The 12,880-nt window shown below is 46.8% G+C and carries 10 protein-coding genes and 4 pseudogenes; 7 read left to right on the top strand and 7 right to left on the bottom strand.

The features are described 5' to 3' along the window. Positions 1-784: 784 nt before the first annotated feature. The 3 genes and pseudogenes from ACQGXV_RS00005 to ACQGXV_RS00015 form a co-directional block, all read right to left on the bottom strand. Positions 785-961 carry a hypothetical protein gene (locus ACQGXV_RS00005; RefSeq protein ID WP_440862546.1) on the bottom strand — a complete coding sequence of 59 codons (177 nt, stop codon included), beginning with the start codon at positions 959-961 and terminating at the stop codon, positions 785-787. A gap of 9 nt (positions 962-970) precedes the next feature. Beyond that, a pseudogene (locus ACQGXV_RS00010) lies at positions 971-1,477 on the bottom strand (IS30 family transposase); the annotation flags it as partial. A gap of 15 nt (positions 1,478-1,492) precedes the next feature. Further along, complete coding sequence (locus tag ACQGXV_RS00015; protein ID WP_440862547.1) at positions 1,493-1,759, bottom strand: helix-turn-helix domain-containing protein; 267 nt, start codon at positions 1,757-1,759, stop codon at positions 1,493-1,495. Here ACQGXV_RS00015 and dinQ point away from each other — a divergent pair. The 5 genes from dinQ to ACQGXV_RS00040 all read left to right on the top strand — a co-directional run bounded on the left by dinQ (position 1,758) and on the right by ACQGXV_RS00040 (position 6,860). Next, a complete protein-coding gene (gene dinQ / locus ACQGXV_RS00020) occupies positions 1,758-2,018 on the top strand; it encodes a damage-inducible type I toxin DinQ (RefSeq protein ID WP_440862548.1) in 261 nt (86 codons plus the stop codon). The two genes, ACQGXV_RS00015 and dinQ, sit on opposite strands and share 2 nt — an antisense overlap. A 619-nt stretch (positions 2,019-2,637) precedes the next feature. Beyond that, positions 2,638-3,300: a division plane positioning ATPase MipZ gene (locus ACQGXV_RS00025; RefSeq protein ID WP_440862599.1), complete on the top strand. Its 663-nt coding sequence runs from the start codon at positions 2,638-2,640 to the stop codon at positions 3,298-3,300. 88 nt (positions 3,301-3,388) lie between these two features. Next, on the top strand, positions 3,389-3,673 hold the full coding sequence (locus tag ACQGXV_RS00030) for a CopG family transcriptional regulator (protein WP_440862549.1): 285 nt from the start codon (positions 3,389-3,391) through the stop codon (positions 3,671-3,673). A gap of 549 nt (positions 3,674-4,222) precedes the next feature. Continuing rightward, positions 4,223-5,146: an IS5 family transposase gene (locus ACQGXV_RS00035; protein ID WP_440862550.1), complete on the top strand. Its 924-nt coding sequence runs from the start codon at positions 4,223-4,225 to the stop codon at positions 5,144-5,146. A gap of 502 nt (positions 5,147-5,648) precedes the next feature. Beyond that, positions 5,649-6,860 carry an IS256 family transposase gene (locus ACQGXV_RS00040; RefSeq protein WP_440862551.1) on the top strand — a complete coding sequence of 404 codons (1,212 nt, stop codon included), beginning with the start codon at positions 5,649-5,651 and terminating at the stop codon, positions 6,858-6,860. Between the two features lie 27 nt (positions 6,861-6,887). On the opposite strand, the pseudogene ACQGXV_RS00045 reads toward ACQGXV_RS00040, so the two are convergent. The 4 genes and pseudogenes from ACQGXV_RS00045 to ACQGXV_RS00060 form a co-directional block, all read right to left on the bottom strand. Further along, a pseudogene (locus ACQGXV_RS00045) lies at positions 6,888-7,566 on the bottom strand (IS6 family transposase). A gap of 134 nt (positions 7,567-7,700) precedes the next feature. Then, a protein-coding gene (locus ACQGXV_RS00050; protein ID WP_440862552.1) for an IS1 family transposase occupies positions 7,701-8,398 on the bottom strand; the annotation gives its coding sequence in 2 pieces (ribosomal slippage) (positions 7,701-8,146 and positions 8,146-8,398; 699 coding nt in all). 266 nt (positions 8,399-8,664) lie between these two features. Continuing rightward, positions 8,665-9,654 carry a replication initiation protein gene (locus tag ACQGXV_RS00055; protein ID WP_440862553.1) on the bottom strand — a complete coding sequence of 330 codons (990 nt, stop codon included), beginning with the start codon at positions 9,652-9,654 and terminating at the stop codon, positions 8,665-8,667. Positions 9,655-9,997: 343 nt separating this feature from the next. After that, the gene (locus tag ACQGXV_RS00060; protein WP_440862554.1) at positions 9,998-10,195 is read right to left on the bottom strand and encodes a helix-turn-helix domain-containing protein; all 198 of its coding nucleotides are present in this window, start codon (positions 10,193-10,195) and stop codon (positions 9,998-10,000) included. 1,325 nt (positions 10,196-11,520) lie between these two features. Between ACQGXV_RS00060 and ACQGXV_RS00065 the strand changes: the two are divergent. After that, a pseudogene (locus tag ACQGXV_RS00065) lies at positions 11,521-12,381 on the top strand (PD-(D/E)XK nuclease-like domain-containing protein); the annotation flags it as partial. A 120-nt stretch (positions 12,382-12,501) separates the two neighbouring features. Then, positions 12,502-12,819 (top strand): annotated as a pseudogene (locus ACQGXV_RS00070) (IS1 family transposase); the annotation flags it as partial. Between the last annotated feature and the right edge of the window lie 61 nt (positions 12,820-12,880).

The following is a 12,880-nucleotide window of genomic DNA, read 5'->3' on the forward strand; positions in this document are numbered from 1 at the left end:
CACCAGATAAACCCAAACGTCAGGTGAAGCTTCGTAAAAACAGAAGCACCTCCCGCCATAAAACGGCGGGCATTAAGTATTAGTTACAACATACATAAAAGTGCAACCGATGAAACACCGCTTCTGGAACCTCAGCGCCAAACCCCACCACTGCAAAAGCCGCGCCGCCCCCCGGCCAAAGGCCGGGGAACGGTGCCGCTTTTATAATGGATGTTGTAACTACCTTCAGCGTGGCTTCTGAAATCTATAGCGGGAAGACTCGAGTACACGCTCGTAAGCGCCTACGGCGCATAACGCGGAGATACGCCCCGGCTACGGCCAAAGGCCTTGCCGTGACCACTCCGGCCGCGCACATAAACCTTATAGTAATAGTAAACAAATTTAGCTTTGCAGGGCGAAGGTATCGATAGGTGATTTCTATCAAGCCGTAACCGGCTACGCCGGGCGTTCCGGCGGGAGTGGCTACAACATCCTATGTGACATTCTTTCCGCCGGCATGCGTCGCTAGCGACGCATCTGAAGTCACGCTGCGCACTGCTCGCGCGCCTGAATGAAATGTAAAAAACCTTATATTACATTCAGTTAAGTTTCACATTCCGCTATAATTAAACAATATTGGTAGACACAATTAGGGTGACCACATGGCAGACAAGGTGCCTGCGCGCACAGCGTCATCAGACCCGTCGGCGACGGTGCCGCAACGGGTAAGCCTGCATCAGTCGCTTTCCAGTATATGCAGCATATGGCCCCATTCCCAGTCGAAACGCAACAAAACGGTAGGGGCTTATGCCACCAGTAAGTGCGTTAAAAATACCTCATTGGGGGAATGATAGCCCAGCGATTTTCTGCCCCTTGTATTGAGTATGTGTTCGAGTTCGGCCATCTTACGATGGCTGACCTGACTGAAGTCTGTTCCCTTTGGGTAAAAACGTCGTATCAGCCCGTTGGTGTGCTCATTCAAGCCCCTCTCCTAGGAATGATAAGGACGGGCAAAGTAGACCTGCGCCCCTGTGATTTGAGTCATTTGCTCGTGCAGAGCGAATTCAGGGCCGTTATCAGCTGTTAGGGTCTTAAACTTGCAAAAGGTATTGGCTTCAATGTCCCTGAAAGCAGCAACCACAGTTTCCGCGCGCTTATTAGGCAGTTTGCGAATGATGAAGTTTTTCAATGCTTTATCTACGATGGTTAACAGGAATGACTTCTGGTCTTTGCCAAAAATAGTGTCAATTTCGAAGTGGCCAGGCTCCTGTTTAAGCTCGGCTTGAGCTGGGCGATGCTCAATGCCAACACGGTTGTGAATAGAGCCTGGTTTGAGGTTTTCGGTATGGTACCTGTAACGTTTTCCCCGATGAGGAAGTTGCTGATATAGCTCCCCGCCAGCCTGTCTCTCCTGCAGGATATAGCGATAGAGCGTATTTTTTCTGACAGATATACCGAATTCTAGGGGCAAACGGCCACTGATGATTTCAGGTGAAGAGTGAGTGGAAAGCTTCTACCTAATGAAGTCCTGAATGTGTGGCTCCAGCTGGTGAAAAGCATTTTCTGGCAGAGGCTTATGACGGCGTCTCCGGGCCAGAGTGTCCTCCCTTCTACAGCAGTAGACACCATTGAAAGTGGTGTCGGTATTGCGTCTGAGTTCCCTACTGATGGTCGAGGGAGGCAGAGCAAGCTCTCTGGCGATGGTAGCCTGGTTGACACCTTCACCACGCCGCTTTTCGATGTAGAACCGTTCTTTCTGAGTCAGATGTTTTCCCTGCATGCAACAGGCTCTCCAGTATGGCCAGAACGGTGATTTTACCCGGGTCTGGCCAGTGGGTCACTTTGTTGCGTTTCGACTGGGAATGGGGCAACTACCTATAACTGACCGTGTAGAAACCGTTGTAACAGGCAGTGTAAGAGCGAGCAGCGGTGTTCTCTCTCCATTTATGGAGAAACGCATGGGCGCTTTTATCGATAAAGCAATCATGGTTCTAAAAGTGTTAATCGCACTTTTAGAACTGATCCGCATCTTCTTCTGATGGTGACGGAAACGTAGCTAAAGCCGGAGGCTAACCACCTTCGGCTTTTAACAAAACATACTTTAGTTACAACATTCATATAAATGTTTTATCAGCCACCACCTCAGCCAAAGAGTTGCTGACAAGCCCTCAGAAATCGGTACGGGTAAGATACAATATGTTAAATTGCCGACTTTTGATAATTTTATAGCAGCCAAACCATATATCTACTACGAAACCTTCAAAAACCAAGCTCAATCCGGCGATTTCATTCTTTTTTGGCATACATAACTGATCATCAAATTTTAGCTTAACCGACCAACCATTAACATATTTGCAACACACCTGTTTTCGCCTTGAATTTATGTCCTAAGCTCCATTTTCGCCAGTTTCCCATTTTTTGTTACGTTGTAACCGATAAACATCATAAAGACATACAATTAACATTGTAAAGACACATCAATCATTACATTGTAAATCACACGTAAAGACATTTCGTGATTTACTATTGCTTTACTATGTAAATACTATAAAGTCTTTATAACGTCTTTACATAGTAAAGCGCTCGGTGTATAAAGATGCTGTAAAGACAGATATATCTTTATACCATCTTTACAACGTAAATAATATGAGGCCTCAAATGGGTAAAATTTTACTGGTAGTATCAGACAAAGGCGGTGTTGGGAAAAGCACCTACGTAGCTAATACGGCCTCTATGCTTGTAAACAAAGGCAAGTCGGTTATCGTTCTGAAAACAGACAAAAACAAAGACATGTTCAGTTGGAGTGAAAAGCGTCAGGCAAATGGCCTGTTACCCGTCCCTGTGCATGAGGCATACGGGAATGTAACCAAGGAGATAAGCCGCCTAAGCAAACTCTGTGAAGTACTGATCGTGGATTGTCCAGGGCATGATAGCCATGAGTTCCGTAGCGCTCTGACCGTATCAGACATCATGGTTACACTGGTAAAACCTTCATCTGACTTTGAAAGTGAAACCCTAACAAGCGTAACGGAAAAAGTCAGAATAGCTCAAAAGACTAATGGAAATCTTCAACCGTGGGTATTAATGACGCGCATTAATCCAAGCAAACCACGTCACACACAGAAAGCCATAGAACTAGACAAAATACTCCGTTCAGACAGCATCTGGATTCAACCATTAAAGACAAGAATAGCCGAGTTGGATGTATTCGAAAACGCATGTAACGAAGGGGCAGGGGTGCATGATGTAGCTCGTGCTTCCAGCCTTAACAATGCAAAAGCACAGCTCGAATTAGTTGGTATGGAATTAGGAATTGTTTAATAAATTCAGTAAATTAACAATAAATATTTACATTGTAAATACACTATAAAGACATTCGTTATAGTGTCCTGATTAAAGAGATCAAAAAATGGCTTTAAAACTGAATACCCCAAAACTTCCTGAATCAAACGAACCAGCGACTAACGCAGAAACTGCGCGTTTCATTGCCGGAGCCAGTAAAAATCCAGTAACAGCTAAAGCCAAGCTGCTTAATTTCCGCTTGAATGAAAATTTCGAAGGTATACTCAAATCCGAGGCAATGAGGACAGGGCAAAGTAAAACAACCGTGTTGAAAGCTGCACTTGCAGCATGGGACAACATGGATGAAAACCAACGAAATCACTGGTTATTAGAATCAGCTAAAATAGGGTGATTTGGATATTATGGGTGGTTGATTACAGAGCATAATTAATTGATAGAGGGAATTAAATGTCATCATTAATATTTTATACCGACGAAATACAATCGGTAGTAGCGACAGATACTCTTGCTGTTGATAATGGGAAGCCTATTGTTTTTTTTAGGCTGTGTCCCTTAATTCATTTTCACTGATTGAAAATAAGAAATACACATCAACTCTGTTCGTTTTTTGGACTAACCCGTGTGTTTTTACAATCAAAAACTGCCTGTGTTGTACGATTTTTCATCTACTAGGCAATTAAGGGACACAGCCTAGTAAGTCTGGCTTTATACCTCACTTAAAAACCATCGTAGCTGGCACTGGAGCAGGTGGCTTTGCAAATAAGTGGTTACTTGAAGCATCAACAAGGATGGTTGTGCGGGGCATCCAAAATTTGGATTTTCACACTCCAAAAGCACTTAATAGACTTTGGTTAGACTATAAACGGCTTTGTTGAATAAATCGAACTTTCAGGGGATCGCCGGATCAGAGCACTATCATCGCTCCCGATAGCAGCTCCCCATGGCAAAGCAAAAGTTTAAAATCACCAACTGGCCCACCTACAACAAAGCACTCAGACAACGCGGCTCCCTGACGGTCTGGCTTGATGAGTCGGCCATCGCTGCATGGACTGACAGTTCTTCGCCTGAAGGTCGTGGTCGGCCGCTTTACTACACCGATATGGCTGTTACCACGGTTTTGATGATAAAGCGCGTGTTTAACCTGTCGCTCCGGGCATTACAGGGCTTTGTCGACTCGGTTTTTACACTGATGAGCCTGCCACTGCGCTGCCCGCACTACTCGCTGGTCAGTCGGCGGGCAAAAACCGTCAGTATCAGCATAAAAACGCCAACGCGTGGTGAAATCTCGCATCTGGTCATCGATAGTACCGGTCTGAAGGTCTTTGGCGAAGGTGAATGGAAAGTCAGGCAGCATGGGGCTGACAGACGAAGAGTGTGGCGCAAGCTTCATCTGGCAGCAGACAGTGCGACGCATGAGATTATCTGTGCCGGCTTATCGCTCAGCGGAACGACAGATGCGCAGGCACTGCCGGGCCTGATTAACCAAACCCACCGGAAAATCAGGGAAGTGTCAGCAGACGGTGCTTATGACGCCCGTTACTGCCACGATGCGTTGCTGAGAAAGAAAATCAGGCCCCTTATCCCGCCGCGAAGCGGAGCCAAATACTGGCCGGACAAGTACCATGAACGTAACCATGCGGTGGCGAATCAGCGTCTGAGCGGGAGTAATGATATCTGGAAAAAGAAAGTGGGTTATCACCGGCGTTCAGTGGCAGAAACAGCGATGTTCCGCATAAAAACTTTGCTGGGTGGCCATCTGAGCCTGCGTGACTATGAGGCTCAAGTAGGTGAAGCCATGGCGATGGTCAAAGCGCTGAACCGTATGACGTTGTTGGGTATGCCGGACAGCGTCAGGATAGGATAACAGGTGTAGCAGAGGGAGTCATCCTGTCGGCTAATTCTGATTTATTCAACAAAGCCACTATAAACAAGAATTTTCTCTGCCTGATTAATTTACAACAACAGTCTATCAATTTGGTATTTGTGAAGAAACTGGTAAAACCGTATCGTATGCATATCGTTCAACTAACGATTTTAAATCTGAATCATTAGAATATGGGACAGGAGTAAAACCAGATTGCACAATACTTGAAGGTAACTTAGTTGACATAATACCAACAATGATGAATGAGCAGAGATACCTAGAATCAAAAAAACCAGTACATGAAAGAATATATATTGGAGGGGAAATAATATTTTATCATTTAACAGAAAAAGGATGTAATTGTTTTAAAATGGCACTGTTGCAAAGTTTGTGATGAGGCAGCCTTTAGTGTTATTGAAAGGACTTACATTTCAAAGACTCTGAGACTGTAAAATAATCTGTGTAAATGGCATTTTGAGGAAAACCTTCAAAGGATAACAAAATGCCTATCAGCAACGAACTTATTGACCAACTGCTTCAAGATTGTCACTCCCCTCAGGATCTGCTGGGTGAATCAGGCCTACTCAAGGTGCTGACTAAAAGACTGGCGGAACGGGTTCTTGAAGCTGAGATGGAGATGCACCTTGGGTATGCTAAGCATGACCCGGCTGGTAATCATTCAGGCAACTCACGCAATGGCAAGACATCCAAGAGCGTACGTAGCCAAAATGGGGAGATCGAGCTCGATATTCCGCGCGACCGCAACAGTACCTTCGAGCCGACACTGATCGGTAAGCACGAAAAACAGCTTAACGGCTTCGATGACCGCATTATTTCTCTCTATTCCAGAGGGTTATCAACCCGTGATATTCAGGCACACTTTAAAGAAGTCTACGGGGTCGATGTTTCCGCTGGCTTCATTTCTCAAGTGACCAATGCTGTGATGGATGAAGTTAAGCGCTGGCAGCAACGGCCGCTGGATGCGCTTTATCCCATTGTTTACCTTGACTGTATTGTTGTCAAAAGCCAGGACGGCGGAGCCGTGGCCAACAAGTCTGTTTATCTGGCCCTCGGCGTCAACGGCCAGGGCGAAAAAGAGCTGCTGGGGCTATGGATAGCCAAAACTGAGGGGGCCAAGTTCTGGTTATCTGTGATGACAGAACTGAAAAATCGTGGGCTAAAGGACATCTTCGTCGCCTGCTGCGATGGCCTGAAAGGCTTTCCTGATGCCATTGAAGCTGTTTACCCGCATACGCGGGTACAGCTCTGCATTGTGCATCAGGTGCGGAACTCGCTGCGCTACGTCGGCTGGAAAGAGCGTAAGGCCGTTGCTGCTGACCTGCGCACCATCTATAGTTCCGCAACGCTAGAGGGCGCTGAAGAGGCCCTGGATGCCTTCGCGGCCAAATGGGATGAACAGTTCCCGACGATCAGCCCGTCGTGGAGAAATAATTGGGAACGTCTCATCGTCATTTTTGACTTTCCGCCGGAGATCCGCAAGGTTATCTACACCACCAACGCGATAGAGTCGTTAAATGCTTCATTGCGCAAGATAACGAAAACGCGACGAATATTTCCAACGGATGACTCGGTGATAAAATTACTCTATCTAGCCTTGCATAATATCTCTGCTAAATGGACCTTGCCAATCAGAGACTGGAAACCTGCTATGAGCCAATTCATGTTGATGTATGGAGAACGAATCTCCGGTTAAGCAATGGAGCCATTTACACAAAATTCTTTACAGACTCAAGACTCTGCTCACCAGACGCATCTCACCCAGAGGATGCCCAAAATAAAATGATTCGGCCTGACCTTTCCGTAGCGCACGCATCACCTCGATGCCTTTGATTGTGGCGTAGGCTGTCTTCTATTATTCTTTTCAGCTTACCGTGATCGCATTCAATGACGTTATTCAGGTACTTAATTTGCCGGTGCTCAACATCGGGCGGACACCGGCCCTCCCGTTTCAGCAACGCCAGCGCACGGCCATAAGTGGGAGCCTTGTCTGTGTTGATGAGGCGGGGGACCTGCCAGCCTTTCACGTTGTTCAAAATCTTTCCCAGAAACCGATATGCTGCTTTGCTGTTACGGCGTGGAGAGAGATAAAAATCGATGGTTAGGCCTTTGCTGTCAACAGTCCGGTACAGGTAAGCCCATCTGCCATTAACTCTGATATAAGTTTCATCGATATGCCATGAACAGAAGCCGGAAGGCTGACGCCAGTACCATCGCAGTCTTTTCTCCATTTCAGGTGCGTAGTGCTGGACCCAGCGATAAACAGTGGTGTGATCGACATTCACGCCGCGTTCGGCCAGCATCTCCTGCAGCTCAGGATAGCTGATGCCGTATTTGCAGTACCAGCGTACTGCCCCGAGGATGATGTCTTGCTGAAAATGCCGACCTTTAAATACGTTCATAAGCAACAGTACTCGTGAAAATGGAAGCAAAGTCTATCCGCGAAGCAATTTTTGCAACAGAGCCGATTCTCATGGGAATAAGGAATATAAATATCCAGAATTTCCGGTCATGTATTCAATGAGTTGATTTAGCATCAAGCGTAATACTCGCGTTCGATGTAAGTGCCGATGATCCTATCGTGCATTTCGGATGATTTTGAATATCCCAGCGTCTTGCGATTGAGCCGTTTCAATCGGTTACGCAGCGTCAGATTTTCACGCTCAATACGCTGTGTATACCGCTTGCCAACAATGTGCACTGCTTTTGGAAGTGCGTCGTTGTCAGTCCTGTAGCCATCAGTGCACCAAAACGCCACTCTGAACCTCGAGAGCAGTTTCAGCAACTTATGCAGCGTTTTCTTGCTTCGAGAGCCAAATGCATGAGCCATAATCCGCTTCAAACGCGGCTCCCATGCATACCACAGCCAGCGCTGTCGTTTTTTGTTGCCAACAAATGACCACATCTCATCCACCTCGCAAATCAGTTGAATTTGCAGGTTATCCAGTGGCAATGTTGTTACATTCCTCGGCGAGAGTTTTGTAAAGTGCGCACGACGGCATTGATACTAATATGTAGTGCCCGCGCAGTGTCACGAATACCCGCATTATTCATTGCCAAGTCAATGATTTGGTGTGACATTCCCGGTTGGCAGGCACGATAGGCATAATCAATCTGGAAGGTTCGTTTGCATGACTGACAACGGTAACGCTGATGGCCACTTTTGCCATAACCGTGTTTTTTCACAGGGTCTGTCTGTTCACAAAACGGGCATCTTACATCAACTTTAGCCACTGTATTCCACATCCAAAACCGGAGATTTTACACTACAATCAACAGATTGAATACACGACCAACTCAGTCAGTTAACAATATCCCGAACGTTAACTTAAAATAAGGTGCAGAAAATCTCTGGCGTCAGGCCAATGAGCTGGCGCTTTTGAAAGATAATATCGACTGGACGGCACACCGTGCGCACGTTTGTGAAGCCCGGCTGCGTCTGGCGGCTAAAGCTGCCCGCGTGAGAAACGGGGCTTGCATGTCTTACCGAACCAGCAGCGTTATTTAGCCGCTCTTTTTTCTAGTTCTTGCTTCTTCTCTTGATGCCAGTTTGGTTTGAATAAACGCGAATACTCGACTGCTCGTCGTAAATCTGGCATCTCCAGATGTAACGCAGGATCGTACTCTTTCAGCGCCTTTTCATACTGGTAAAGTATCTCTGTATTCTTCTGCATCCATTCACCCTCAGCGTGTGATCCTGTTTTTACGTGTGGGCGTTTGGCTAGACGAGGACGCTTTGGTTTATTGATAGATGCTTTTTCTTCAACACATCCGAAGCGAAGTGCTACTACTGAACGTCCTTCTTTTACTGTTTTGCAATGTACTGAAAGATTAGAATAAGTGTTGATATCTTGTATTGCAGGATCAATGGATTTTTTCTTTAAATCAAAAAATCTGGCACAGTTTGTGGAAAATAGATTTTTGAAATCATCAATTAAAATTGACACTTCAAAAAAAACATTCCGCTTACATAAAGGATGATTTTTGCAGCTAATTAAGTACATGTATAGTCTAAAGCTAGTGACTGAACGAATATTTTGAATAAATTCAAAATTTGTCCACGTAAAGTTTGTAGCCATATTAAAAAGAAAAGGATCTAGTTTAGGGTTAAGTGTAATTTCTATAACAATATGTTTTCCATCTTCTTTTATGTAAGTCTGATCTGTAATCCAGCGTGAGATTCTTAATGCCTTCATACGTTCTTTCTGTACGTAAATTTCAATACTTCCTTCCCATAGGGCGCTTATGGCATTGTTTATACAGCGATAAACATTTTTGTTTGGTATGCCGAAAACTTCTTGAAATTCACGTATGGTAATTTTTATTAGGCCAGGATTATCCCCTCGTTGGTTCACTTTTGATAACAAAAGCAATAACAAGCGTAGACCATCGATACCAAGAATGTATCTTGCAGTTATAAGATCATTGTGCTGGACAATAACCTGCTGTTTGCTCTCTTTTTCATGTAACGCTAAGGGGCGATGTGACATTGGTTGTCCTTTGTAACATCAGAGTCTCCGACTCTGTTATTCTTTAGCTTTGAGATCTTTACTTCTTTGCTTTGTGTTATTATCCAAATAAAACAATGAATTATATTTAACTCAAGCGACCAAAAAGCGGTATTTAGACGACTAAAAAGCGGTATTGCGACGACCAAAAAGCGGTGTATAACTTTTCAGGTGATTATCAGCATATGCAGGTCTATTTTTTTGCAAAAAACAGAAAAATCGTTGAATAAGTACAACTTTCATACTCCTAGAGTGCTGATCATATCTCGGATATGACGACCAAAAAGCGGTAACTAATATTTTTATTTTTAATAAAAACAACAAATTACTCTCCCCATGAGATAAATTCACTGACCTTAACGCCCCAGGCCGAGCATAGTTTTTCAACCGTTTTGAATGTAGCAGTGCCACGCTTAATCGCTGCGAATGCACTGGGGTTAATCTTGGCTCTAGCGTAAAGATCCTTGTCTGTTTGCATGCCAGCTCTAGCTTTAAGATGAAGAATGGAGTTTTTCCAATTCATAATGTGCCCTTCGTCGTTTTTATTTATGGAGTAAACTAATTTTTAGGTTGACGTTTGTCAAACGACATTTTATCGTCTGAGCATAAATTATGTGTTTTTTTGAGTAAAGAAAGCGCTAGCCACGAGAGTCATTACCTCACGCAGCCAGCTAACCCAAAACCTAACTGATCTAGGAGTTGAGCTATGCGGAATAGTACGCATATTGCACGGCTGTTGAAAGCGTGCGGCATTTCAAATGAGCAATTCGCGAGCTTCGTGCTCATGTCCAGCCACCTTACCCCACGCCAGCGTGCGTACCTCTTAAGCGGAGGTGCGGCATGAAATACTTCACCGTGACCTACATATCCCAGAAGACGCTGCACCCGGAGGGTTACAAGACCTTCACTGAGTTTCTGTCTGCCGAGACCAAACACGCCGCCAAACTCAAAGCCCTTGAGGTGCTGTCCGAAAAAGACCCTGACTGCTGCATGATGTACAAGGTACCGCGTCTGAATGAAATCAGTGAAGAGGTTTACCTCAGCAAGACGGAACAGCAGCTCGACATCGTGGATGATATGGCCGTACAGCGCTACTGCGCGTTACTGGCCCTGTTCGGTGAGCAGGAGTGTTACGACGAGGACGAGGTGCGGGATGCGGATGACTTTCTGGCCTGCCCTGATGACGAGCCTGAAATCTACGCCCGCTATTCAGCATTACAGCAAAAGGTTAGCGAATACAGGGCGGTCATGCCAAAAGATGCCCATCTGGACGATATCAGGGCAGTCGCATTACGGGTATATCGTGCGGGGGATGTTGTGCATAAATCAGCGTCTATCTCGCTGATTGCAAATAATAATAACGAGTTACCCCCTGAAGTTGTGGAAAATTCTGTGGAAAGGGAGGGTGAGTCAGCCGAAACCGTTGCGGTGACTGAGAGTGAGATATCGGTCATAAATTCTCCAGATATTGATGCCTGGTCATCGGAATCCGACGAGGCCAACGCGCGAGACTGTGCTGACCTTGAACTGGATATCGCCTGTGCCTTGTTGCCGGTAGAGGTGGATTTCAATGACATTCCGGCTCACCTTCTGGAGATTTCCCAGCACCGACTCGCTCGTGGCGATAGCGAAATAACACGCTGGTATCAGGCATTGCAACGCTTCCCCGATATTCTCGCCGGTTCCCGTCCCGCTCTTTTTGCGTTGATTTTCGCTGCCGGTCATCAAAAGCTCACCATGACTTCTGAAGAGATAGATGCGTACCTGGTGGAATCACTGGGGTTCGATGATGAAAAAGACGTACCGCGGCTGCCTGACTACGAGGACTACGTTGCCGCAGCGCCGATGATGCCTGGGGAAGGGGCGGAGGCTTTTCCTGATGCTGACCCCGAAACCACGATAGCAGACGCAGCTGAAGATGAGCCAGCCGTCGTTGCTGAATCTGATATTCCCCCCTCACCTGAAACGGAGGTGCCTGAATTCCTGCGCGACCTCCCGTTGGTTAACGGTTCGGTGGAAGACGGCAGACCGTTTACCTCTGAGAATCCACTGAATGCGCGGTTGGCGGATATCCCGGTGGGTGGCTCACTGGTGCTGTGGGGTCTCAGCAACGCGCTCTATCATGCGGTTGACGGTTATTCCAGTACCCATCTCCGACTGGCCCATCGTGGCGGTATCGCGGCACTGGACTGGTACAAAAACGCACCTCGTAAGTCAGAGGGGAGTCCTGCATTGCTTCTGGGTACTGCGTTGCACACGGCCATTCTGGAGCCGGAACGTTTTGCGACGCAATACGCCTGTGCGCCGTCGGTCAATCTGCGCACCAATGAGGGCAAGCAGACACTGGCGGCGTTTGAAGCCGGGTGTGCTGAACATGGCATGACGCCGATAAAGCGCGACGATTTCGATACCGTCTGCCTGATGCGTGATTCAGCGCTGGCCTATCCGACGGTGGCGGCGTTGCTGGAAAACGGCGTCGCCGAGCTGTCGCTGTTCTGGCGCATGGAAAACGGTCTGCTGCTCAAGGTGCGCCCGGACTGGCTGGGTGAATTCGCGGGCGCGCCGTTCCTGCTGGATATCAAGACCACCGATGATGTGCTGGATTTTGGCCAGTCGGTGGAGAAGTTTGGCTATCACATGCAGGCGGCTTTCTATCGTCTCGTGGTTGAGAAGGTGTTCGGTGTTGCCGTGGATTTTGCTTTCTGTGCGGTGGGCAAGCGCCCGGACTGTGGTCGCTATCCGGTATTACTGGGCATGCTGGACGAAGAGGACGAAGCTGAAGCGGCGTTTCAGGTTAACACCACCCTCGCCATCATGGTCAAAGGCGCAAACACCCCGGTTCAGGTACTGGCAACGCTCTCCCGCCCGTGGTGGGCGAAACAGGCGGACAGAAAACGACAGCGCTGGCTGTGGTATGCATGGGAGCCGCGTTTGAAGCGGATTATGGCTCATGCATTTGGCTCTCGAAGCAAGAAAAAGCTGCATAAGTTGCTGAAACTGCTCTCGAGGTTCAGAGTGGCGTTTTGGTGCACTGATGGCTACAGGGCTTACAACGACGCACTTCCAAAAGCAAAGCACATTGTTGGTAAGCTGTATACACAGCGTATTGAGCGTGAAAATCTGACGCTGCGTAACCGATTGAAACGGCCCCATTCCCACTCGAAACGCAACAAAACGGTAGAGGCTTATGCCACCAGTAAGTGCGTTA

The organism is Symbiopectobacterium purcellii (assembly GCF_052050035.1).
In the GTDB taxonomy this organism is placed as follows: domain Bacteria; phylum Pseudomonadota; class Gammaproteobacteria; order Enterobacterales; family Enterobacteriaceae; genus Symbiopectobacterium; species Symbiopectobacterium purcellii_A.